Source organism: Acidiphilium sp. AL (assembly GCF_025499445.1).
Taxonomy (GTDB): Bacteria; Pseudomonadota; Alphaproteobacteria; order Acetobacterales; family Acetobacteraceae; genus Acidiphilium; species Acidiphilium iwatense.
The window spans coordinates 87,296-111,254 of the sequence record NZ_JAIMBZ010000004.1; the positions used below are offsets into that span (position 1 = coordinate 87,296).

A 23,959-nucleotide genomic window follows, 5' to 3' on the forward strand; every position below is an offset into this window, starting at 1 on the left:
GCGGATTTCCGCTTGGGATTAACCTTCCCCGGCCCGGTCCTTCGCGAGGCGGTCGAAGCGCCGCAGATCGGCGAGCAATCCGGGCATTTGCGCGAGCGGGAGCATGGCCGGCCCGTCGCTCGGGGCATGGTCGGGATCGGGATGGCATTCGATGAACAACGCCGCACAGCCCACCGCAAGCGCCGCGCGCGCCAGCACCGGGGCGAATTCGCGCTGGCCGCCCGAAGCCCCCCCCAGCCCGCCGGGCTGCTGGACAGAATGCGTCGCGTCGAACACCACCGGATAGCCGGTCGCCGCCATGATCGGCAGCGCGCGGAAATCGGAAACCAGCGTGTTATAGCCGAACGAAGCGCCGCGTTCGGTGAGCAGAATCCGGCCGTTGCCGGTGCTCGCGATTTTCGCCGCCACGTTTTTCATGTCCCACGGCGCGAGGAACTGGCCCTTTTTCACGTTGATCGCCCGTCCGGTTTCGCCGGCGGCGAGCAGCAGATCGGTTTGCCGGCACAGGAACGCCGGGATCTGCAGCACATCGACCGCCTCGGCGACCGGCTTGCATTGCGGCGCATCATGCACGTCGGTCAGCACCGGAATGGTGAATTTTTCTCGAATATCGGCGAGAATCGCGAGCCCTCGCTCCATCCCCACGCCGCGCCCGGCGCCGAGCGAGGTCCGGTTCGCCTTGTCGAAGCTCGATTTGAAGATCAGTCCGATGCCGAGTGTGCGCGTCATCTCCGCGAGCGCTTCGGCAACCTCGCCCGCGTGCGCCGCGCTCTCGATCTGGCACGGACCGGCAATCAGGGTGAAGGGCAGGTCGTTGCCGATGGTCAGATCGCCGATCTTGACATCCATCAGACCAGCCTCGCCTGTTTCACCGCGGCGCCGATGAACCCGGCGAACAGCGGATGCGGATCGAACGGTTTGGATTTCAGTTCGGGGTGGTATTGCACGCCGATGAACCAGGGATGATCGGGGTACTCGACGATTTCCGGCAAGATGCCGTCGGGCGACAGGCCGGAGAAGCGCAGTCCCACCGCTTCGAGGGCGGCGCGGAAATGGATGTTGACCTCGTAGCGATGCCGGTGGCGCTCCTCGATCATCGCGGCACCATCATAGATCTCGCGAACCAGACTGTCCTGGGCCAGGGTTGCCGGAAACGCGCCGAGCCGCATGGTGCCGCCGAGATCGCCCTCCGCCGCGCGGCGCTCGATTTCGTTGCCGCGCGCCCATTCGGTGAGCAGACCCACCACCGGGGTGTCGCACGGGCCGAATTCGGTGGAGGACGCCGATGCCAGGCCGGCGAGATTGCGCGCCGCCTCGATCACCGCCATCTGCATCCCGAAACAGATGCCGAGGAACGGCACGCCGCGTTCGCGGGCGAACCGCACCGCCTCGATCTTGCCCTCGGTGCCGCGCTCGCCGAACCCGCCGGGCACCAGGATGCCGTGCACACCGTCGAGCCGCGAGACAGTGCCGGGCTGCTCGAACACCTCGGAATCCACCCAGTCCAGCGTCACCTTCACCCGGTTGGCGATGCCGCCATGCGCCAGCGCCTCGGCGAGCGATTTATAGCTGTCGAGCAGGTTGATGTATTTGCCGACCACGGCGATTTTCACCATGCCTTCGGGGGCGCGCACCGTCTCGACGATGCGCCGCCAGCGTGACAGATCGGGCGGCACGTCGTGCGGGAGCGAAAAATGGCGCAGCACCTCGCGGTCCAGCCCGGCCTGATGATAGGAAATCGGCACTTCGTAGATGGTCGAGACATCGAGCGCCGGAACCACGGCTTCGGGCCGGACATTGCAGAACAGCGCGATCTTGCGCCGCTCGCCGTCGGGGATCGGCCGGTCGCAACGGCAGATCAGCATCTGCGGCTGGATGCCGACATTGAGCAATTCCTTGACCGAATGCTGGGTCGGCTTGGTCTTCAGCTCACCCGCGCTCGGGATATAGGGCACCAGGGTGAGATGCACGAACATCGCGGCGTCCGGCCCCAGTTCGTTGCCGAGCTGGCGGATCGCCTCAAGGAACGGCAGGCTTTCGATGTCGCCCACCGTGCCGCCGATTTCGACCAGCACGAAATCGAGCCCCTCGGTATCGGCAAGGACGACGTTCTTGATCGCATCGGTGATGTGCGGAATCACCTGAACCGTGGCGCCGAGATAATCGCCCCGGCGCTCGCGCGCGATCACCTCGGAATAGATCCGCCCGGTGGTGGCATTGTCCGACCGTGTGGCGGGAACGCCGGTGAAGCGCTCGTAATGGCCGAGATCGAGATCGGTTTCCGCACCGTCGTCGGTGACGAACACCTCGCCGTGCTGATACGGGCTCATCGTGCCCGGATCGACGTTGAGATAGGGGTCGAGCTTGCGCAGCCGGACCGAATAGCCGCGCGCCTGCAACAGCGCGCCGAGCGAAGCGGAAGCGATACCCTTGCCGAGCGAGGAAACCACGCCGCCGGTGATGAATACATACCGGGTCATGGAATCCCGCAATAGCAGAGGGCGGCGCGGAGCAAAAGCCCGCACCGTTCGAATGCCACCCCGGCCATCAGTGCTGCGGTGTCGCGGGAGTCGAATTGGCCGCCGGCGCAGCGCCCGGAATTGTCGGCGATGCCCCGGAATTTCCCGAAGACTCGCCCGGAATCGGCGGCAGCGCGGGTGCCGGCTTGGGCGGTGCCTGATTGGTCGCCGGTGCCGTCGTCGCGGCCGGTGCGGGTCCGTTCAGGATTGACTCGGCCGCTCCGCCGCCGCCGTGCCGGTATAACAGAGCCAGCACCAGCGAGAGCACCATGAACGCCGTGGCCAGAATCGCGGTGGTCCGCGTCAGCAGGTTCGCGGTGCCGCGCCCGGTCATGAAACTGCCCATGCCCTGGCTGGAGCCGAGGCCAAGTCCGCCGCCCTCGCTGCGCTGGATCAACACGACGCCGATCAGCGCGAGAGTGATGAATGCTTGCAGAACGAGCAGAACGGTAATCATGGGAGCCTTTCGAGAAGTCGCGGCGTTCTAATCCCGCACGGCGGCACTGGCAATCGCCAGGAAATCCTCAGCCTTCAGGCTCGCGCCGCCGACCAGCGCGCCGCCCACTTCGGGGATGCGCATGAGCGTTTCGGCATTGGCGGGCTTCACCGAGCCGCCATAGAGGATCGGCATCGCCTCGCCCGCTTCGCCAAGCTGCTTTTTCAGCGATGCCCGGATGGCGCGGTGCATCGCTTCGACTTCATCCTCGGACGGCGTTTTACCAGAGCCGATCGCCCAGACCGGCTCATAGGCGATCAGGCCGGAAAACCCGTCCGGCAGGCTGCCGGCCAGTTGCGCGCGCACCACCGTCTCGGTTTCGTGCGCGTCGCGCTCGGCCTCGGTCTCGCCCACGCAAATGACCGGGACCAGCCCGGCGGCCGAAGCGGCGCGCGCCTTGTCGCGCACCAGGGTGGAGCTTTCGCCATGGTCGGCGCGCCGCTCCGAATGGCCGAGAATGACGTGGCGCGCGCCGAGTTCGGCGAGCAGATCGGCCGAGACGTCGCCGGTATGCGGGCCGGAGCGCTTGGCGTCGCAATCCTGCGCACCAACCCAGATCGATGCATCGCCCAGCGCCTCGATCAGCGGGCGGATCAGTGGAAAAGGCGGGCAGACCAGCAGATCGACACCCTCGACCCCCTGGCGCAGCGCCGAGGCATAGGCCGAAAGCCCCGCGAGGGTGCCGTTCATCTTCCAGTTGCCGGCGATCATCTGGCGCATTCCTGTTCCTCCGCAAACGACGCTCAGGTAGATGACGGCGGGCCGGGTGGCAATCGGCGGCGCCCGTGGTAAGACGCCGCTTTCGCTGAATGGGGTTGGAACCGGATGCTCTCGTCGATCCGCAAACTGCTGGACAACTGGCTGGTCCGCGCGTTCTTCATCGTGCTGGTCCTGGTGTTCATCTTCTGGGGCGTTTCCAACGTCGTCACCATGATCGGCTCGAACAGCGCGGTCGCGACCGTCGCCGGCCATCCGATCGAGGCGAGCGTCATCAGCCGCGACTATCAGCGCCAGGTCACCGCCTATGCCGAGCGGCACGGCGGCCACGAGCCGAGCCAGGGGATTCGCCGCCTGTTCGCGGGCAGCGCGCTCGGCCAGGCGATCGACCGGGCGACCATGGCGCTGGAAGCCAGGCGGCTCGGCGTGACGGCACCGCCTTCGGCCTTGCGCCAGCAGATTTTCGCGATGACCGTGTTCGACGGGCCGAACGGCAAGTTCGACAAGGCGACCTTCAATCAGGTGCTCGCCGCGCACGGCCTCACGCCCGGCCTGTTCATGGCCGATATTGCGCGCAGCCTGAATGCGAGCCAGATCGTGCAGGCGATCACCGCCGGCGTCGTGGCGCCCAAGCCGATGGTCCGGCAGGTCTTCGACTATGTCGGCCAGGAGCGGACGATCCAGTACGTCCAGCTTCCCTTCGCCGCGGCAACGACGCCATCCCAGCCCGCCGATTCGGTGCTGCGCCGCTACTGGCGCAACCATCCCGGCCGGTTCTCGACGCCGGCGATGCGCACGATCCGGGCGGTGATATTGTCGCCCGCCCTGATCGCCGCCGATCAGCCCGTGACCAAGGCCGAAATCGCCGCCGAATATGCGTCCGAGAAATTCAAGTTCAGCACCACAGCGACCAGGACCGTCGAGATCATCACCGCCGAGGATGCGACAAGTGCCGCTTCTCTCGCCGGTCAATGGAAAAAAGGCGCCGACTGGACCACGATGAAGCAGGCGGCGGCAGCGGCGACGGCGACCGCCGTGACCTTCAAGGACGCGCAACCCGACCAGTTCCCGTCCGGCCGGCTCGCCAAGGCGGTGTTCGCTGCCAAGCAAGGCGAAGTTGCCGCGCCGGTGACCGGCGCGCTGGGAACCTATGTGTTCAAGGTGGTCAAGGCCAATCCGGGCGGTGCCGCACCGCTGTCCCAGGTAGCACCGCGGATCAAGGCGCAGCTCCAGTTGCGCCGCGCGCGCCACGTGGTGAACGCGTCGGTCACCAAGCTGCAGGACGCGCTGGCCGGCGATACGCCGCTGAACAAGCTGCCCGGCGATCTGCATCTGGTCGCCGTCGAGGGCACGCTCGATGCACAGGGCATGGCCGAAACAGGCAAGCCGGCGCCGATTCCCGGCCCGGCCGCTTTGCGCAAGGCGATCATCGCCGCCGCCTTCACCGCGCCGCAGGGTGCACAGCCGCAGGCCAAGACTGGCCCTGGCGACAGTTATTACGCCGTCTCGGTCGAAAAGATCATTCCGCCGGCATTGAAGCCCTTCGACACGATCAAGTCCGAAATTCTCGCCGACTGGACCGGCGCCCAGGTGAAGCGCCAGGAGGAGGTTGCGGCGGCGCAACTGCTCGCGGCGGTGAAGGGCGGCAAGAGCTTCGATGCCGCCGCCAATGCCGCCGGCCAGCCGGTCACCACCAGCACGCCGATGACCCGCACGAAACCGGCCGCCGGGGTGCCCGCCAAGCTGCTGCCGATCATTTTCACGCTCAAGCCGGGTGAACCCACCATGGTGGAAACCGCGCGGGAATTCATCGTCGGCACGGTGACGGCGATTACCGAGCCCAAGCCGGGCGGCGATCCGGCGATCGAGAGCCGCATTCAGGCCGCGCTGGACCAGGCGATGCAGACCAACGTACTGCAAAGCTACGCGACCGCGCTGCGCAGCCGCTACCATGTCGGCATCAACGCCAAGATGCTGCACCAGATCAGCGATTGAGGACGCAACCATGAACGCCGCCTCCACGGACCAGCAGGACGCGTTTCGCGCCGCCTATGAAGCCGGGCGTGGTGCGCTGGTCTGGCGGGTCGCGGCGGCGGATCTGACCACCCCGGTCGCGGCGTTCCTCAAGCTCGCCCACGGCATGCCGCATTCCTTTTTGCTCGAAAGCGTGGAAGGCGGTGCGGCGCGCGGCCGCTATTCCGTGATCGGGTTCGCGCCGGACCTGCTCTGGCGCTGCGACGACGGCGCGGTGAGCATCAACCGCGACGCCGCGACCGATGTTGACGCCTTCGCCCCCGACGGCCAGGCCGCCTTCGACAGTCTGCGCGCGCTGATCGCGGAAACCAGGCTCGAACTGCCCGAGCACCTGCCGCCGATGACCGGCGGCCTGGTCGGATATCTCGGCTACGACATGGTCCGGCTGATGGAGCGCCTGCCCGCGCTGAAACCCGACGTTCTCGATATCCCTGACGCCGTGCTGATGCGCCCCGGAATGTTCGCGATCTTCGATTCGGTGAATGACGAAATCACCCTCGCCGCCCCCTCCTATCCCCGTGCGGATGTTTCGGCCGACGACGCGTATCGCGCGGCGATCGCCCGGATCGAAGCCGCCGAGGCGGCGCTCGACCGGCCGACCCCGCAAATGGTCGGTTCGGCGGTGCCGGCCGGGGCGCCGCGGTCGAACATGACCGAGCAGCAGTTCAAGGCGATGGTCCTGCGCGGCAAGGAGTATATCGCGGCGGGCGACGTGTTCCAGGTGGTGCCCAGCCAGCGCTTCGCCCAGCCATTCACCTTGCCGCCTTTCGCGTTCTATCGTTCGCTGCGGCGGATCAATCCCGCGCCCTTTCTGTTCTTTCTCGATTTCGGCGGCTTTCAGGCGGTGGGATCGAGCCCGGAAATCCTGGTCCGGCTGCGCGACGGTACCGTCACCATTCGCCCGCTTGCCGGCACGCGCAAGCGCGGCGCCAGCCGCGCCGAGGACCTGGCGCTCGAGACCGAATTGCTGGAAGACCCGAAAGAGCGCGCCGAGCATCTGATGCTGCTCGACCTCGCGCGCAACGATGTCGGCCGGGTCGCGGCCATCGGGTCGGTGAAAGTGACCGAGAGCTTCGCGATCGAGCGATTCTCCCACGTGATGCACATCTCCTCGAATGTCGAAGGCCGGATCCGCAAGACCGCCGACGCGCTGGACGCCCTGATCGCGGGGTTCCCTGCCGGCACGCTGTCCGGCGCGCCGAAGGTCCGCGCGATGGAAATCATCGAGGAATTCGAACCTTCGAGACGCGGACTCTATGGCGGCTGCATCGGCTATTTCGCGGCAAACGGCACGATGGATACCTGCATCGCGCTGCGCACCGCGCTGATCAAGGACGAAACCCTCTACGTCCAGGCCGGGGTGGGCGTCGTTGCCGATTCCGACCCCGATGCCGAATATGCCGAAAGCCTGCAGAAAGCCCGTGCCCTGTTCCGCGCCGCCGAGGAGGCGGTGCATTACGTCAGCACCAATGCGGGCGCGGTCGTGTCATGATTCTTCTGATCGACAATTACGACAGCTTCACCTTCAATCTCGTCCATTTCTTCGGCGATCTCGACGCCGATTGCGTGGTGCGCCGGAACGACACGCTGACGCCAGCGGAAGCACTTGCAATGAAGCCGGAGGCGATCGTTCTCTCGCCTGGGCCCTGCACACCGAACGAGGCCGGCATCTGCCTCGACCTGATCCGCGACGCGGCGGGCAAGGTGCCGATCCTTGGCGTCTGCCTCGGCCATCAGGCGATCGGCCAAGCCTTCGGCGGCATTGTCGGGCGGGCGCCGATGCCGATGCACGGCAAGCTTTCGCCGATCCGCCATAAGGGCAGCGACGTTTTCGCCGGATTGCCCGACCCGTTCGAGGCGACACGCTATCATTCGCTGATCGTCGATCGCGAGAGCCTGCCGGAAACACTGATCCCCACCGCCTTCACCGATGACGGGCTGGTGATGGGGCTGCGCCACCGCGATCTGCCGATCTACGGCGTGCAGTTTCACCCAGAAAGCATCGCGACCGCGCATGGCCACACGCTGCTGCGCAATTTCCTCGGGCTGGTGCGCGGCCATAACGAAGGGCCGGCGGATATTCTCGCCGACCTCAAGCCGGTGCTTGACCGGCTGGCGCGCGGCGAAACCCTGTCGGTAGAGATGGCCGAGGCCGCGTTCGGCGCGATCATCGACGGGCGCTCGAACGATGCGCAGATCGCCGGGATGCTGATGGCGATGCGGGTCCGGCGCGAGACCGTTGCCGAACTCACCGGCGCGGTGCGCGCGATGCGGGCGCGGATGCGCACCATCGCAGCCCCGCCGGACGCGATCGATGTCTGCGGCACCGGCGGCGACGGCGTCGGCACGCTGAACATTTCGACCGCCGTGACCTTCGTGCTCGCCGGTCTCGGCGTGCCGGTGGCGAAGCACGGCAACCGGGCCTTGTCGTCGCGCGCGGGAGCGGCGGATGTGCTGACCGCGCTCGGCGTGCGGGTCGAACCGGAATTCGAGCGCCTGCCGGAAATTTTGCGCGAGGCCGGCTGCGTGTTCCTCCACGCGCCGCGCCATCATGCCGGACTGCGCGACGCCGCCGCCGCGCGGATCGCGCTCGGCACCCGCACGGTGTTCAATCTGCTCGGGCCGATGGCGAATCCGGCGCGCGTGCGCCGGCAACTGATCGGCGTGTTCGATCCGGTTTGGGCAAGGCCGATGGCGGAAACCCTCGCCCAACTCGGCACCGAGCGGGCGATGATCGTTCACGGCGGCGGGCTCGACGAACTCACCCTCGCCGGCAAAAGCAGCATCGTCTCGCTCGATCGCGGCAATATCACGGAATTCACCGTCACCCCGGAAGACGCCGGGCTCGCGCGCGCACCGCTGTCGGCGATCATCGGCGGCGATGCATCCCACAACGCCGCTGCCTTGCGTGCCCTGCTCGATGGTGCTTCAGGGGCCTATCGGGACGCCGTGCTGCTCAATGCCGCCGCCGCCCTGATCGTCGCCGGCCGGACTGAGGATTTTCGCGCGGGCGCTGCCCTCGCGGCAAAATCCATCGATTCCGGCGCGGCGCGCGGCGCGCTCGACCGGCTGAAGCGCGCGAGCGCCGAGACAACCCCAGCCATGGCATGCTGATGAACGATACCGCCAACCGCTCCGATATCCTGCAGGGCATCTGCGCCGACACGCTCAGGGAGGTCGGCCGCCGCAAAGCGGCGGAAAGCCTGGAGGAGATTCGCGCGCGCGCCGCCGACGCCCCGCCGCCCCGCGGCTTCGCCCGCGCGCTGATGGATGCCGCAGCCTCGGGCCGGACCGGGCTGATCGCCGAGATCAAGAAGGCATCGCCCTCGGCGGGGCTGATCCGGCCCGATTTCGACCCGGCGACGATCGCCCGCGCCTATGCCGAGGGCGGCGCGGTGTGCCTGTCGGTGCTGACCGACGCGCCGCATTTCCAGGGCTCGTCCGCGCATCTCGCCGCCGCGCGGGACGCGGTGGACCTGCCGGTGCTGCGCAAGGACTTCATTCTCGATTCCTGGCAGATTTACGAAAGCCGGGCGATGGGGGCCGATTGCATCCTGCTCATCATGGCAGCCCTCGGCGACGAAAAAGCCCGCGCCTTCGAGGAATTGGCCAATGCGCTCGACATGGACGTTCTGGTCGAGGTGCATGACGAGGCCGAACTCGAGCGCGCGCTCGGGCTGCGGGCGCGGCTCATCGGCATCAACAATCGCAACCTGAAAACCATGGTCACCGATATCGGCGTTTCCGAGCGCATGGCGCCGCAGATTCCGCCGGAGCGTTTCGTCGTTGCCGAAAGCGGGATTCGCGATTTCGCCGATATCGAGCGGCTGAAAGCCGCCGGCGTGCAGGGCATCCTGGTCGGCGAAAGCCTGATGCGGCAGGCGGATATCACCGCGGCGACCCGCGCGCTGCTCGGCCTCGGCGCATGAGCCTGACCCATCTCGACGAGACAGGTGCTGCGCGCATGGTCGATGTTTCGGCCAAGGACGCGACCGTGCGGGAGGCCAAAGCCGCCTGCCATGTCGCGATGCGGGCGGAAACCCTGGCGCTGGTCGTCGCGGGAACCGCCAGGAAGGGCGACGTGCTGGCCACGGCGCGGATCGCCGGCATCATGGCGGCGAAGCGCACCGCTGATCTCATTCCGCTCTGCCATCCTCTGGCGATTTCGGCGGTCGCGGTCGATCTCGCGCCCGACCCGGCGCTGCCCGGTATTCGGATTGTCGCGACGGTGCGGACCACCGGGCCAACGGGTGTCGAGATGGAAGCGCTGACCGCCGCCTCGGTCGCGGCACTGACCATCTACGACATGCTGAAAGCCGCCGACCGGTCCATGCGGATCGACAATCTCCGGGTGATCCGCAAATCCGGCGGCAAATCCGGCGATTTCGAGCAGGATTAGGGACACACCCTGATGCTCAGCGTCGCCGAAGCCCGTGCGCGGATCGTCGGGAGCCTGCAACCGACCGGTGCGGAAATCGTCGCGCTGGCCGAAGCCTCGGGCCGGGTTCTCGCCGCACCTGTCGTCGCCCGGCTTGCCCAGCCGCCGCATGACGTTTCGGCGATGGACGGGTTTGCGCTTCGCGCCGCCGATGGTGCGGTGGGAGCACGGTTGCGCGTGATCGGCGCGGCACCGGCGGGACATCCGTTCGGCGGCGCAATCGGCCCCGGCGAGGCGGTTCATGTTTTCACCGGCAGCGTGATGCCCGAGGGCGCCGATGCGGTGACCGCACAGGAAGATGCCGTGTCCGACGACACATCGATCACGTTGCACGAAGCAGTGCGCGCGGGACGGCATATTCGCCGCAAGGGCCAGGATTTTCACGAAGGCGAAACCCTGCTCGAAATCGGACGGCGCCTCACCGCCCGCGATATCGGCCTCGCAGCCGCCGCCAACCATCCCTGGCTTGCGGTGCATCGTCGCCCGGTGATTGCGGTGCTGGCGACCGGTGACGAAATCGCCATGCCCGGAGAAACAATCCCGCCGGGCGGCATCGTCAGTTCCAATTCCCACGCGCTCGCCGCCTTCATCCGTGCCCGCGGCGGCGTGCCGATCATTCTGCCGATCGCCGCCGATGACCGGGCTGTCATCGCCGCCACCGCCGAGGCGGCGTCGCGCGCCGACCTGCTGGTCACCACCGGCGGAGCGAGCGTGGGTACGCATGATCTGGTGCAGACGGGGCTGGGCGAACGCGGCCTTGAAGTCGATTTCTGGAAAATCGCGATGCGGCCGGGCAAGCCCCTGATGTTCGGCCATCTCGGCGCGCTGCCGGTTTTGGGCGTGCCCGGCAATCCGGTCTCATCCCTGGTGTGCGGGCTGTTGTTCCTGAAACCGGCGATCGAACGCCTGTCCGGCCTGCCGGGCGACGCGCCGCCAAGCGAACCGGCGCGCTGCACCGCCGCACTTCCCGCCAACGATCATCGCGCCGATCATCTGCGCGCGACCCTCGCGCGCAGCGCAGATGGTGTTTGGGACGTGACCCCGTTTCCGGTTCAGGATTCCTCGATGCTGCAACGCCTCGCCTTGGCCGATGCGCTTCTGCTTCGTGCCCCGAACGCGCCGGCCGAAGCAGAAGGTGCGATGGTCCAGGTCATCCGCCTTGCGGAAAACGGGTTATAGGCTAACCCGCAAGCCCCGCGAGAAGCAGCACAGCCACGATGAACTGGGCGGCGTTCACGAATACCGAAAGCCGGTGATCTCGGTTGAATTGAATCTTGTTTCCGGCCTCGCGCAGCGCGTTCAGATGCGGAATCCAGCCGAGCCAGAGCCAGACGGTCACCGCCGCGATCAAGCAGGCGACCAGCGCGTACCACGGCTTGCCGCGCAGCCCGAGGCCGATCGCGGCGACCACGGAGGTGACGATCATATAGAGATAATAACGCGGGAACGCGGCGCGGATGAACGGACCGGCGACATCCGGCGTCAGCTTGCCGAACATCAGCGGCGCCATCACCGCGCCGAAGAACAGCATCCCGCCGGCCAGGGCGGCGAGGCCCATGACGGCGAGGATGTTGCCCATCTGCGGCGTTCTCAATAACGGTAGTCGTCGTGCTTGAACGGGCCGGTGCGCCCGACGCCGATATACTCCGCCTGCTCGGGCGTCAGCACCGTCAGCGCGGCGCCGACCTTGGCCAAGTGCAGCGCCGCGACCTTTTCGTCGAGATGCTTGGGCAGCACATAGACCTGGTTTTCGTATTTGCCTTCGGGGGCTTTCCACAACTCGATCTGGGCCAGCACCTGATTGGTGAAGCTTGCCGACATCACGAAGCTCGGATGGCCGGTGGCATTGCCGAGATTGACCAGCCGCCCTTCGGACAGCACGATCAGCCGCTTGCCGTCCGGGAACACCACCTCGTCGACCTGCGGTTTGACGTTTTCCCAGCGATAGTTGCGCAGCGCCTCGATCTGGATTTCGCTGTCGAAATGACCGATATTGCAGACGATCGCACGGTGCTTCATCGCCCGCATATGGTCGGCGGTGATGACATCGATATTGCCGGTCGCGGTGACGAAAATGTCGCCGCGCGGTGCCGCGTTATCCATGGTGACGACCTCGTAGCCTTCCATCGCCGCCTGCAGCGCGCAGATCGGGTCGATCTCGGTCACCAGAACCCGGCAGCCGGCATTGCGCAGGCTGGCCGCCGAGCCCTTGCCGACATCGCCGAAGCCGGCGACGACGGCGACCTTGCCGGCCATCATCACGTCGGTGCCGCGACGGATGCCATCGACCAGCGATTCGCGGCAGCCATAGAGGTTGTCGAATTTCGACTTGGTCACGCTGTCGTTCACGTTGATCGCGGGCGTCAGCAGCGTGCCGGCGCGGGCCATGTCGCGCAGGCGATGCACGCCGGTGGTGGTTTCCTCGGAAATCCCGCGCACATCGGCGAGCATGTCGGGATACTTGTCGTGCATCAGCTTGGTCAGATCGCCGCCGTCGTCGAGGATCATATTGGGCGTCCAGCCGTCAGGTCCGCGCACCGTCTGCTCGATACACCACCAGAATTCGTCCTCGGTCATGCCCTTCCAGGCGAACACCGGAACGCCGGCGGCGGCCACGCCGGCGGCGGCCACGCCGGCGGCGGCCACGCCGGCGGCCGCGTGATCCTGGGTCGAGAAGATGTTGCACGAAGACCAGCGCACCGACGCGCCGAGCGCCAGCAGGGTCTCGATCAGCACGGCGGTCTGGATCGTCATGTGCAGGCAGCCGGCGATGCGGGCACCCTTCAGCGGCTGGGCGGTGCCATATTCCATGCGCAGCGCCATCAGGCCGGGCATTTCGTCCTCGGCCATCGCGATTTCCTTGCGGCCCCATTCGGCGAGCGCAATGTCGCGCACCTTGTAATCGACAGGATGGCTGGCGTCGGGCATCGAATGTCTCTCCGTCTGATTCGGGGCCGGTATAGGGGATGGCGAGGCGATTGCAAAACCGCAAACCCTCGAATCGCCACGCGTGAGCACCGGAAGCGGAGACACCCGCGTCGAATGGCCTCCGGAGTAGAGTTTACCCGCTCAGGTGTTCATTGCCTCGAAGAAATCGTTATTGGTCTTGCTGTATTTCAGCTTGTCGAGCAGGAAGTCCATTGCCTCGGACGGTCCCATCGGGTTCAAAATGCGGCGCAGCACCCACATTTTCGACAGGGTGCCCTTCTCGACCAGCAATTCCTCCTTGCGGGTGCCCGATTTGGTGATGTCGATCGAGGGGAAGGTGCGCTTGTCGGACAGTTTGCGGTCGAGAATGATCTCGGAGTTGCCGGTGCCCTTGAACTCCTCGAAAATCACTTCGTCCATGCGCGATCCGGTGTCGATCAGCGCGGTCGCGATGATGGTGAGCGAACCGCCCTCCTCGATGTTGCGCGCCGCACCAAAGAAGCGCTTGGGCTTCTGCAGCGCATTGGCATCGACACCGCCGGTCAGCACCTTGCCCGACGACGGCACCACGGTGTTGTAGGCGCGCGCGAGGCGGGTGATGCTGTCGAGCAGAATAACCACGTCGCGCTTGTGCTCGACCAGCCGCTTGGCCTTTTCCAGCACCATTTCGGTCACCTGGACATGGCGGGTCGCCGGTTCGTCGAAGGTGGAAGCGACAACCTCGCCCTTCACGGTGCGGGCCATGTCGGTCACTTCCTCGGGCCGTTCGTCGATCAGCAGAACGATCAGGAAGGCTTCCGGGTGGTTGTTGGAAATCGAGGTGGCGATGCTTTGCAGCATCACGGTCTTGCCGGTGCGCGGCGGTGCGACGATCAGCGCGCGCTGACCTTTGCCGATCGGCGCGATCAGGTCGATCACCCGTGGCGTATAGTCTTTCTGCGCCCCTTTGACGGGCAGTTCGGCGACCTCGACCTCCATTTTCAGCCGGTCTGTCGGGTAGAGCGGGGTGAGGTTGTCGAAATTGATGCGATGGCGCACCGCTTCCGGGTCCTCGAAATTGATCGTCTCCACCTTGAGCAGCGAAAAATAGCGCTCGCCGTCCTTCGGCGCGCGAATCTCGCCGGCCACGGTATCGCCGGTGCGCAGGCCGAAACGGCGCATCTGCGCGGGCGAGACATAGATGTCGTCCGGGCCGGGAAGATAGTTGCTCTCCGGGCTGCGCAGGAAGCCGAATCCGTCGGGCAGCATTTCCAGCGTGCCGTCGCCATGGATCGCCTGATCGTTCTCGGCATAGGCTTTGAGGATGGCAAACATCATGTCCTGCTTGCGCAGCGAGGACGCGTTCTCGACCTGCAATTCCTCGGCGAGGTTGAGCAGGTCGGTGGGGGTTTTGGCCTTGAGTTCGGCGAGATTCATGAAAAATCCGGGATTCGGGGCGCGGCGTGGAGAAATGCGGCCGGGCGTGTGAGACAGGATATCGGGGAGTTGCGCCCGGCGAAACGATGCGGGCGGGTCGGCGGGCGTGTGTGTCCCGCGCCTGCCTCACATGGCGCATCGGCGCCGCAAGGTCAATGGCAGGCGGGAAATCGCTTCCAGGGCATGGTTCTGCCCTATATGATACGTCAGATGGAGCGGACCATGAGCAATTCGACTCTCTACGAACAGGATTTCTACGCCTGGGCCAACGAGCAGGCCGAGCTTCTCCGCGCCGGCAAGCTCTCCGAGGCTGACATCGCGCACATCGCCGAGGAGATCGAGAGCATGGGGAAATCCGAGAAGCGCGAGCTGGTCAACCGTCTCGCGGTTCTGCTCACGCATCTGCTGAAATGGCAGTTTCAGCCCGGATTACGCGGCAATAGTTGGCGCCTCTCCATCGAGGAGCAACGTGAACGCCTGAGCGATCATCTCTCCGACAATCCAAGCCTGAAGGCCACTCTCACCGAGTCCATCGCTTCCGGGTACCGTTTGGCGCGGATCGGAGCCACGCGCGAGACCGGACTGGATCGTGAGACCTTCCCCACCGCGTGCCCGTGGTCGTTCGATCAGATGACGGCGGATGATTTCTGGCCCGGCGCGGCGTCATGACCGCAACCCTCCTGCACAACTCGCTTGTAGTGGACTTATACCAAGCTTGATGGTTTGCGGCTCGAAGGGGATTCCCCGAATCGGGCTTTTATGATTCGATGGTTGGCGCACGGGAAGAGTTCGCCATGTCACCGCCGATTGCACTGCGTTCCGACTTCACTGCGGTGGCATTGCGCGGCCATGCGCGGCGGACGCGGGACGCGAACCAGGCGCGCCGGCTTCTGGCATTGGCGTCGATCTACGATGGTGCTCAGCGCAGTGAGGCGGCGCGGATCGGCGGGGTTGGGGTGCAAATCATCCGGGACTGGGTGGTCCGTTTCAACGAGCAGGGGCCGGATGGGCTGATCAACCGCAAGGGCACCGTCGAACGCGAACGCGCGCTCGGCGGCCTGTTCCTCACCCTCGCCGAGCCGACCAGGGAAATGGCGCACGAAGCCGCCGCCGCCGGCTTCTTTGAAACCAGCTTCGGCCGTCATCCGAAACTGCAGATCGTCACCGTCGCGCAGCTCATGACCGGCATGAGGCCAGACCTACCGGGCTATGCCCCCACCGAAGGGTTTCGCCGCGCCCCGCGCGAATCCGGCCCGGACCGCCAGGGCGCCCTCGACGTCTGACCCGGCTTCCGGTTTTGCCGATCATCGCACCGCGCTCGCCTGCATCAAGGCAACCGCCGCGCGACGCGTTCCCGATATCGGCCGGGGCGAAGAAACGATCCTCTTCCAGCCGAACCAGGAAACCCTCGCCAAATGAGGTCATCGCGAGCCGAAGGCGAAGCGATCCATCCATGGAAGCGCTCAAAGCTCTTGCACGAAAATAAAATAGCTATATATTGTAGCTACAAGCAGCCAGGAGCGCGGCAGGATAAAAAAGGTCACAAACCATGAAATTTTCGGCCACTGAATTGCGCGCGATGAAGGCACGCGGCGAAAGCCGCTCCGACCTCGCCCGAGTCCGCGCCAAGTCCGAGGCGGAGCTGGCGCGGGATATCGCATCCGATCCCGATTTCGCCGGCATTTCCGATGTCTGGCTCGCAACCGCCGAAGCGGTCCGCCCGATTCCCAAGGCGCTGCTGTCGCTGCGCATCGACGCCGACGTGATCGACTGGTTCAAGCGCCAGGGACCGGGTTATCAGAGCCGGATGAACGCCGCCCTGCGCGCCTTCATGCAGCTCAAGCAAAAATCCCGCCCCTGAACCAGGAGCGGGATTTCCCGGCAAAAAATCAACCCACCAGCCGCAGCCTTTCGCTGCGCGGCACCATGAGCTGTTCATACATGTCGAGATAATCCTCGGCCATCCGACGCGCGGTGAAGCGCCGCTCGAACTCGGCGCGGATGCGCGTGCGCGGCAGCGCCGCCACCCGCAGCAAAGCGCTCACCGCCTCCGCCTCGTCCTTCACGATGAACCCGGTCACCCCGTCCTCGACGATCTCCGGCACCGAGCCATGGTCATAGGCGATCACCGGGGTGCCGCACGCCATCGCCTCGATCATCACCAGCCCGAACGGCTCCGGCCAATCGATCGGCATCAGCAGTGCGCGCGCGCCGGACAGAAAATCCGGCTTCGCCCGGTCGTCGATCTCGCCGATCAGCTCGGCATCCGGCCCCAGCATCGGCCGGATATGTTCCTCGTGATACTCGACATCGGCCCGGTCGACCTTCGCCGCGAGTTTCAGCGGAATCCCTGCCGCCCGCGCGATGCGGATCGCCCGGTCCGGCCGCTTCTCCGGGCAGATCCGCCCCAGGAACGCGACATAGGATTGCTCGACGGGCATCGGCGTCAGCAAATGTTCGGGCAGCCCGTGATGGACCGTCGCGACGAAATTGCCTTCCGGCAGCTTCTCGCGCTGGCTGTCGGAAATCGACACCAGGTTCATCTCCGGCAGCCCGGCATAGACCGGCTTCAGCTCCGGCAGATCGAGCCTGCCGTGCAGCGTGGTCAGGAACGGCACCGCCTGGCGCGAAAACAGCGAGGCCGGCCAGTAATCCATGTGGAAATGCAGCACGTCGAACTCGCGTGCCAGCTGCCGCACCCGCTCCATCAGCAGCATATGCGGGCCCATGAAATCGCGGATCGTCGGATCGAGCCGCAGCGCGCGCGGCCACACCGCTTCCAGCTTGGCCCGCGTCACCGAATCGCCGCTCGCGAACAACGTCACGTCGTGACCCATCGCGACCAGTTCCTCGGTCAGGAACGAGACGACCCGTTCGGTCCCGCCATAAAGTTTCGGAGGCACCGCCTCGGTCAAAGGTGCAATCTGCGCAATTCGCATCGTCATCAAACTCCTGTGAATGAGGCTGCATTTTCAACCACGCGAGCAGAGTTCTGGGCTCGATGCGGCAAAGATTTGGCACCCCTGCCCTATTGCTGCCGCATTGCGCCGCACACTGCGAACCATGTCAGATGCACAGACGAAAGCGCCGCCGAAATCCCCGAAATCCGAAGGGACAGCGCCGATGCCCGGTTTACGGATCGTATCGGATGAAAAATTCGTGAACCCGCCGGAGGTCGCTCCCGGCACGATCGAGCGACGGCCGCTGCGCTTCATCCTGCGCGCGATCGGCAAGCATAAACTTGGCCATCTGGTCATTTTTCTCTCGGTTGTCACGGCGGTCGGCTGCGCCGTCGGCTCGCAATATGCCATCAAGAACATGGTGGACGTGCTGGCCCGGCACAATACCGGCGCCATCTGGGGCGCCTTTGCCGTGCTCGCCGGGCTGATCGCCGCCGACAACCTGTCCTGGCGGGTCGGCGGCTGGATGGCGGCGCGCAGCTTCGTCGCGGTCACCGGCGATCTGCGCCGCACCCTGTTCGACCACCTGCTCGGCCACGCGCCCGGCTATTTCGCCGAGCGCCGGCCCGGCATGCTCGCCGGCCGGATCTCCGCCACCGGCAACGCGGTGTTCCGCATCGAAAGCCTCACCGCCTGGAACGTGCTGCCGCCGCTGTTCGGCGTGCTCGGCGCGATCGGCGTCATCGCCACGGTCGATCCGCTGATGGGCGCCGTGCTGGTCGGCGTCGCCGTCGTGCTCGGCCTCATCCTCGCGAAAATGGCCGATGCCGGCCGCTCCCTGCATCACGAATACGCCACCGCCGCCGCCACGGTCGATGGCGAGCTGGTCGATGTCATCAACAATGTCGGCGTGGTGCGCGCCTTCGGCGCCTCCTTGCGCGAGCGCCACCGCTTCGCCGCCGATGTCGACCGCGAAATGTCCGCCCGCCGCGACAGCCTGCGCTATCTCGAAAAACTCCGCATCTTCCACGCAGTCACCACGGCCGGCCTCACCGCCTGCCTGCTGGCCTGGGCGCTGACGCGCTGGGTGCATGGCCTCGCCACCCCCGGCGACGTGGTTCTGATCGCCACCCTCGGTTTCACCGTGCTGCACGGCACCCGCGACCTCGCGGTCGCCCTGGTCGAGATGGTGCAAGACTGGGCGCGCCTCAACGACGCGCTGACCTCGCTCCTCGTCCCGCACGACATGCCGGACGATCCCTCGGCCCCCGCGCTCGAAGCCCCGCATGGCGGCGTCCGGTTCGACGATATCGATTTCGACTATGCCGGCGCGCGGCCGGTGCTGCGCCGGTTCTCCCTCGAAATCGCCCCCGGCGAGCGGGTCGGCCTGGTCGGCCGCTCCGGCTCGGGCAAAACCACCCTGCTCGCCCTGCTGCAGCGCCAATACGATGTCGAGCGCGGCCGCATCCTGATCGACGGCGCGGATATCGCGAGCCTCAGCCGCGCCAGCCTCGCCGACGCGATCTCGGTCGTCTCGCAGGATGTCCAGCTCTTCCACCGCTCGGTGCTGGAAAACATCCGCTACGGCAAGCCCGGCGCCTCCGACCGCGAGGTCCGCGAGGCCGCCCGCGCCGCCCATGCCGATGCCTTCATCGAAACCCTGCCCGACGGCTACAAAACCCTGGTCGGCGAACGCGGCATGAAACTCTCCGGCGGCCAGCGCCAGCGCATCGCCATCGCCCGCGCCTTCCTGCGCGACGCGCCGATCCTGCTGCTCGACGAAGCGACCTCGGCGCTGGATTCGGAATCCGAGGCCGGGGTTCAGGAAGCGCTGGACAAGCTCGCCGCCGGCCGCACCGTCATCGCGGTGGCGCACCGGCTCTCCACCCTGCGCGACTTCGACCGCATCGTGGTCATGGAGGACGGAAGCATCATCGACGACGGCGCGCCCAGCGTTCTCGCCCGCCGTCCCGGCCCCTATCGCGACCTGCTACGCCATCAGGGGCTGCACATCATCGCCGCCTGACCGGCGCCCCTCAACCCGGCATTCGAGTGGATATCGGACCGTTCCCGACAAACGCACCGACAGATCACGCCTGCCGCCCAGCAATGCGACAGGCACGACAGCCCGTCCATCGGTCCATCGCCCGTCCGGCTCCGCGTCGTGCCATCCCTGCGCCAGAAGCGGATGGTCGAGCCGGATATCGGCCCCGCCGGCGCGTAGCGCCGCGATCTTCACCCCCAGCATCCGCCGGTCGCGCGGATCGGGCATCAGATGGCCGGGGATCGCGCTCCGGCTCTCGATGACCGCAGAGCCATCGCGGCGGTAACGGATCGTCAGCCCAGGATCGTCGGTAGTCTCGATCCCCGCCCGCGCGATCAAACGCGCCCGCACCGCCTCGACCACGGCGCCGCTTTCGGCGAACGGCGCAAATCCCTCCACTTCGCGCAACACTTGCGCGAGATCGGGATGCAGCACCATCGCCACGCCGCCATTCTCGAACGCGCCGCGATTGCCGGTCTCCAAATAGCTCTCCGCCGGGCACCCCTCGGCGTAGAGCGCCGCGTGATGCTCAAGCTCGACATGGAAATAGGTCACGCCGCGTCGCGCCACCTGCCTTATCGTCGCGCCGTTCTCCAGCGCCTTCGCCGGGATCAGATGCCCGTCCAGGAACAAGGCATGATCCGGCGAAACCAGCAGGTCGCGCTTCGGCACGCCGCCGCAGATCGCCCCGGCCTCGATCAGGATCGGCCGGACCGTCTCGGGCCTAGGATGCCGCCGCAGATCGAGCCGGCGTCGCCCGATCCATTTGGCCGGCGCCGTCCCGCCGCCATGCAGCACCACCCGGTCGCCCTCGCGCAAATCCTCGGCCGCGACCTCGCCCGTTGCCGTCAGGATGTGCGTGCCAGCTACAAAACAAGGTGGGACGAGCGCGATCGTCGTATTCGTGGGCGGGTCGGTCACCGCGAAATCGCTCGTGGTGAAGCTGCCGGTGATATCCAGCGTGATCGTGCTCGATCCGCTGGTCAGCTCCAGCCCGGTTCCGCTCACGAAACTGTCGGACGTCGCGGCGAAGCTGTCGAGCACGATCGTGTCGTGTTGCGCGAAGCCGGAAATGGTCTGCCCGGCCGCGAGGCCCGCCGAATCACCCTCGATCGTCCAGCTCGCGCCGGACGCGAAACTGATATCGGCAAAGCCGGTGATCGTTTCCCCCAAGCCCGTGAGCGATCCGGCACTGGTTGCCGAGGCCAGGACGAGTTCACTCTCCGCCGTCGCATCCAGCACCACCGACCCAACGAGCGACGCTCCTGGATCGAGCGTAAGCGCGACCGCGCCCGAAGGGTCGGTAAGCGCCATCCCTAACGTGCCCAGGGTCGAGGCGAGCGCGCCGGCATCCACGATCGAAACCGTCGCGGTTCCTGCCACCGCTACAGCCGTCGCACCGCCAATCACCCCGTCATTGACCAGCGTGCCCAAGGTGAACGCGACACCCGCCGCCTTGGTGCCGTCAGCCGCCACGATCCCGTCATTATACAGGCTGATCGCGAGCGTGTTGCCGACAATGCCCTTATACCCGCTTACCGTCCCGGTGGCCTGGTTGGCGAAACTGCCCTGATCGAGGAACACGCCTTCGCCCGCATTCGTCGCGATGGCTTCGATCGTGCCCGCATTGCTGAACGAGGCCGTCGCCGAATAAGCCCCGATCGCCACGCCATAATGATCCGCCTCGATCACACCGCCGGAAAAATTCGTGCCGCTGCCGGCGTTGACAAATACCCCTGCGACGTTGGTCAGCGGCGGCGCGATCAACCCGCTATTCTGCAGCGTCCCCGACGAAATCGTCGAACCGAGCTTGACGCCCGCGATCGTGCCATTGGCCTGATTGATCAGCGTCCCGAACAGCGCCTCCACGCCATCGCCAAGGGTGCCGGTCAGGCTGATCAGCCCGTCATTAGTCAGCGTATTGCCTTTGCCGAGCACGGCACCGGTGGCATACACCGCACCAGCGCTGAAGCCGAGGATCGTGCCACCCTTCGCATTGGTCAGATTCCCGCCGAGAATCGCGGCGCCAGTACCCGCGCCGTTAAGGCCCGTCGCCTCGATCAGCCCGGAATTGACCACCGTGCTGGCGAAGACCGTCCCGCCGACTTCGAAGAATTGTTCATAAATTCCCAGATATCCGCCGGCGATCACCGCGCTGGCCGCATTGGAAACCCCGCTCGCTTGCATGATCACGCCGAGATTGCCTGCACCCTTATGCCCCATGACCGTACCGTAATTGGTCATGGTGCTCGCCAGCAGCGCGGCGCCGTCGCCGACACCATAGATCAGCGCCCCGGCCGCGTTGACGACCTTGCCAGCCTGCACGCTGAGGCCGATGCCATAGACATTATAGGTCGTGAGTCCATTAGGCACGAACAACGTCGTGTCGCTGACGATCTTCCCGTTATTGATCACGGTGGACAACGTCCCCGTCACCTGCAGGCCAATCCCCTCATCGTAATTGATCGCATAGAATGGCCCGGTTTTCACCCGATCCTCGGTGGCCTGCCCGGAGATCTCGATTGTACTGTTATTGGTGATGGTCACCTCGACGCCCACCGGCACATACATTACCGTGGTGATCGTTGGTGTTCCCGAATTGGACAGCCCGCCCGATATCGTCCGCGTCACCGGCGCACTGACGGTCGTGGCGCCGCTTGTCAGGGTTTCGGTAGCAACGACGGTGTTTGACCCGGACATGACAACGATCTCCCTAGAGGATGCGGCGAGGCTTCGGCGCGGTGGCGGGCGGATAGGGCAGGGTCGCGGCAACGGCGTCGATCGGCGTTCCGCCACTCTCGAACACACCCTCGTTGACGAACAGATTGTTTACGCCGTCGAGATTGACCGCCGATCCAATGCCAGCCTCAATCGTCACGTTATCGGCCGGAACTCCGGCAATACCGGTATTGGCCAGCGTCAGTGACGCATGGTCGATTGTCGTTCGTCCGCTCATTGTCGGCCTCCCGAAACGGGCGCCCTTTTCTAGCGGCGGGCGATCCCGGCCAGCACCATATTAAAAAGTGGTTATTCGGACCTTAACACCGGGATCGCTCGAAACGGAAAAAAAATGATAAAGCCCGCTCCACACCTCACGGAGTCGTCAAAACAATCCAAGATTGCAACCTACCCGCCCGCGACGAACCGCTCCAGCCAATGGATGGTGTAGTCGCCCGCGTTGAACGAGGCGTCGTCCAGGATGCGCCGGTGCAGCGGGATCGTCGTCTTGATCCCGGCGATCGCGAACTCCTCCAGCGCCCGGCGCATCCGCGCGATCGCCTCGGGCCGGTCGCGCCCATGCACCACCAGCTTCGCCACCAGGCTGTCGTAATGCGGCGGCACCCGATACCCGGCATAGAGCGCGGAATCGATCCGCACGCCCAACCCGCCCGGCGGATGAAACATCGACACCAGCCCCGGCGACGGCGCGAATGTCTCCGGGTCCTCGGCGGTGATCCGGCATTCGATCGCGTGGCCCGACAGCACCACATCCGCCTGGCCGTAACCCAGCGTCTCGCCGGCGGCGATGCGGATCTGCTCGCGCACGAGGTCGACCTCGGCGACCATCTCGGTCACCGGATGCTCGACCTGCAGCCGCGTATTCATCTCGATGAAGGCGAACTGCCCGTCCTGATACAGAAACTCCAGCGTGCCGGCATTCCGGTAGCCGAATTTCTGCAACGCCGCCGTTGCGATCGAACCCAGGGTTTCCCGTTCTTCAGGCGTGATCCCCGGCGATCCGGCTTCCTCAAGCACTTTCTGGTGCCGCCGCTGCAGCGAACAGTCGCGCTCGCCGAAATGCACCACATTGCCGTGATTGTCGCCCAGCACCTGCAACTCGACATGGCGGGGCCGGTCGAGATATTTCTCGATATAGACGGCATTGTTGCCGAACGCCGCCGCTGCCTCGGCGCGCGCCAGCGAAAACGCCTCCTCGACCTCGCCGAGCGTGCGCGCCACTTTCATGCCGCGCCCGCCGCCGCCCGCCGCCGCCTTCACCAGCACCGGACAGCCGATCCGCTCCGCCACCGCCCGCGCCGCCGCTGCATCCGCCACCTCGCCGTCCGATCCCGGCACCAGCGGCACGCCCAGCTCCGCCATCGTCGTCTTGGCGGTGATCTTGTCGCCCATCATGCGGATATGGGTGGGCGAGGGGCCGATGAAGGCGAGCCCGTGCGCCTCGACCATCTCGGCGAAATCGGCGTTTTCCGACAGAAACCCGTACCCCGGATGGATCGCCTCCGCCCCGGTGATCAGCGCCGCCGACAAAATCGCCGGCATGTTCAGATAGCTCTCCCGTGCCGCGGGCGGCCCGATGCACACGCTCTCGTCGGCGAGCCTGACATGCATCGCCTCGCTATCGGCGGTGGAATGCACGGCGACCGTGGCGATGCCCATCTCGCGGCACGCGCGCTGCACCCGAAGCGCGATCTCGCCGCGATTGGCGATCAGGATCTTCGAAAACAC

Annotated in this window: 20 protein-coding genes and 1 pseudogene; 10 read left to right on the forward strand and 11 right to left on the reverse strand. The window is 65.9% G+C overall.

The annotated features are described in order from the left end of the window. Window positions 1-18 precede the first annotated feature (18 nt). The 4 genes from kdsA to tpiA form a co-directional block, all read right to left on the reverse strand. Entirely contained in the window at window positions 19-849 is an 831-nt protein-coding gene (gene kdsA / locus AiwAL_RS04415) for a 3-deoxy-8-phosphooctulonate synthase (protein ID WP_262312187.1), read from the reverse strand. After that, window positions 849-2,480: a CTP synthase gene (locus tag AiwAL_RS04420; RefSeq protein WP_262312188.1), complete on the reverse strand. Its 1,632-nt coding sequence runs from the start codon at window positions 2,478-2,480 to the stop codon at window positions 849-851. Before AiwAL_RS04420 ends, kdsA begins: the two co-directional genes overlap by 1 nt. 67 nt (window positions 2,481-2,547) lie before the next feature. Then, the gene (gene secG, locus AiwAL_RS04425; protein WP_235703036.1) at window positions 2,548-2,976 is read right to left on the reverse strand and encodes a preprotein translocase subunit SecG; all 429 of its coding nucleotides are present in this window, start codon (window positions 2,974-2,976) and stop codon (window positions 2,548-2,550) included. 27 nt (window positions 2,977-3,003) lie between these two features. Then, a complete protein-coding gene (gene tpiA / locus AiwAL_RS04430) occupies window positions 3,004-3,735 on the reverse strand; it encodes a triose-phosphate isomerase (protein ID WP_235703037.1) in 732 nt (243 codons plus the stop codon). 105 nt (window positions 3,736-3,840) lie between these two features. Here tpiA and AiwAL_RS04435 point away from each other — a divergent pair, with 105 nt between their 5' ends. The 6 genes from AiwAL_RS04435 to glp are packed head-to-tail and all read left to right on the forward strand — an operon-like array spanning window position 3,841 to window position 11,383. Further along, window positions 3,841-5,727 (forward strand): peptidylprolyl isomerase, encoded by a 1,887-nt coding sequence (locus AiwAL_RS04435; RefSeq protein WP_262312189.1) that lies wholly within the window; start codon window positions 3,841-3,843, stop codon window positions 5,725-5,727. A gap of 10 nt (window positions 5,728-5,737) precedes the next feature. Beyond that, entirely contained in the window at window positions 5,738-7,258 is a 1,521-nt protein-coding gene (gene trpE, locus AiwAL_RS04440; RefSeq protein WP_235703039.1) for an anthranilate synthase component I, read from the forward strand. After that, on the forward strand, window positions 7,255-8,880 hold the full coding sequence (locus tag AiwAL_RS04445) for a bifunctional anthranilate synthase component II/anthranilate phosphoribosyltransferase (protein WP_235703040.1): 1,626 nt from the start codon (window positions 7,255-7,257) through the stop codon (window positions 8,878-8,880). Before trpE ends, AiwAL_RS04445 begins: the two co-directional genes overlap by 4 nt. Then, window positions 8,880-9,695: an indole-3-glycerol phosphate synthase TrpC gene (gene trpC / locus AiwAL_RS04450; protein ID WP_262312190.1), complete on the forward strand. Its 816-nt coding sequence runs from the start codon at window positions 8,880-8,882 to the stop codon at window positions 9,693-9,695. The genes AiwAL_RS04445 and trpC overlap by 1 nt, the downstream gene beginning before the upstream one ends. Next, window positions 9,692-10,165 carry a cyclic pyranopterin monophosphate synthase MoaC gene (moaC, locus tag AiwAL_RS04455; protein ID WP_235703042.1) on the forward strand — a complete coding sequence of 158 codons (474 nt, stop codon included), beginning with the start codon at window positions 9,692-9,694 and terminating at the stop codon, window positions 10,163-10,165. The genes trpC and moaC overlap by 4 nt, the downstream gene beginning before the upstream one ends. A 12-nt stretch (window positions 10,166-10,177) precedes the next feature. Next, window positions 10,178-11,383: a gephyrin-like molybdotransferase Glp gene (gene glp, locus AiwAL_RS04460; protein ID WP_235703043.1), complete on the forward strand. Its 1,206-nt coding sequence runs from the start codon at window positions 10,178-10,180 to the stop codon at window positions 11,381-11,383. Between the two features lies 1 nt (window position 11,384). Here the strand turns inward: glp and AiwAL_RS04465 are convergent, their stop codons facing one another. The 3 genes from AiwAL_RS04465 to rho form a co-directional block, all read right to left on the reverse strand. Then, a complete protein-coding gene (locus AiwAL_RS04465; protein ID WP_235703044.1) occupies window positions 11,385-11,783 on the reverse strand; it encodes a DUF4149 domain-containing protein in 399 nt (132 codons plus the stop codon). A gap of 11 nt (window positions 11,784-11,794) precedes the next feature. Beyond that, entirely contained in the window at window positions 11,795-13,132 is a 1,338-nt protein-coding gene (gene ahcY / locus AiwAL_RS04470) for an adenosylhomocysteinase (protein WP_262312191.1), read from the reverse strand. A 141-nt stretch (window positions 13,133-13,273) separates the two neighbouring features. Next, window positions 13,274-14,548: a transcription termination factor Rho gene (gene rho / locus AiwAL_RS04475; protein WP_235703046.1), complete on the reverse strand. Its 1,275-nt coding sequence runs from the start codon at window positions 14,546-14,548 to the stop codon at window positions 13,274-13,276. A gap of 222 nt (window positions 14,549-14,770) precedes the next feature. Here rho and AiwAL_RS04480 point away from each other — a divergent pair, with 222 nt between their 5' ends. The 3 genes and pseudogenes from AiwAL_RS04480 (at window position 14,771) to AiwAL_RS04490 (ending at window position 16,409) form a co-directional block, all read left to right on the forward strand. Further along, a complete protein-coding gene (locus AiwAL_RS04480) occupies window positions 14,771-15,217 on the forward strand; it encodes a DUF29 domain-containing protein (protein ID WP_235703047.1) in 447 nt (148 codons plus the stop codon). Window positions 15,218-15,342: 125 nt separating this feature from the next. Further along, a pseudogene (locus AiwAL_RS20335) lies at window positions 15,343-15,576 on the forward strand (helix-turn-helix domain-containing protein); the annotation flags it as partial. 521 nt (window positions 15,577-16,097) lie between these two features. Beyond that, the gene (locus AiwAL_RS04490) at window positions 16,098-16,409 is read left to right on the forward strand and encodes a BrnA antitoxin family protein (RefSeq protein ID WP_235702580.1); all 312 of its coding nucleotides are present in this window, start codon (window positions 16,098-16,100) and stop codon (window positions 16,407-16,409) included. Between the two features lie 28 nt (window positions 16,410-16,437). Here AiwAL_RS04490 and AiwAL_RS04495 read toward each other — a convergent pair whose 3' ends face one another. Further along, window positions 16,438-17,487, reverse strand: a complete 1,050-nt coding sequence (locus AiwAL_RS04495; protein ID WP_235702591.1) for a glycosyltransferase family 4 protein — start codon at window positions 17,485-17,487, stop codon at window positions 16,438-16,440. A 184-nt stretch (window positions 17,488-17,671) separates the two neighbouring features. Here AiwAL_RS04495 and AiwAL_RS04500 point away from each other — a divergent pair, with 184 nt between their 5' ends. Continuing rightward, window positions 17,672-19,474 carry an ABC transporter ATP-binding protein gene (locus tag AiwAL_RS04500; protein WP_235702579.1) on the forward strand — a complete coding sequence of 601 codons (1,803 nt, stop codon included), beginning with the start codon at window positions 17,672-17,674 and terminating at the stop codon, window positions 19,472-19,474. On the opposite strand, the gene AiwAL_RS04505 is transcribed toward AiwAL_RS04500, so the two are convergent. The 3 genes from AiwAL_RS04505 to accC form a co-directional block, all read right to left on the reverse strand. After that, window positions 19,439-22,192 (reverse strand): Hint domain-containing protein, encoded by a 2,754-nt coding sequence (locus AiwAL_RS04505; RefSeq protein ID WP_262312193.1) that lies wholly within the window; start codon window positions 22,190-22,192, stop codon window positions 19,439-19,441. The genes AiwAL_RS04500 and AiwAL_RS04505 overlap by 36 nt on opposite strands. Before the next feature lie 13 nt (window positions 22,193-22,205). After that, window positions 22,206-22,448: a hypothetical protein gene (locus AiwAL_RS04510; RefSeq protein WP_262312194.1), complete on the reverse strand. Its 243-nt coding sequence runs from the start codon at window positions 22,446-22,448 to the stop codon at window positions 22,206-22,208. Window positions 22,449-22,618: 170 nt separating this feature from the next. Beyond that, on the reverse strand, window positions 22,619-23,959 hold the full coding sequence (gene accC, locus AiwAL_RS04515; RefSeq protein WP_262312195.1) for an acetyl-CoA carboxylase biotin carboxylase subunit: 1,341 nt from the start codon (window positions 23,957-23,959) through the stop codon (window positions 22,619-22,621).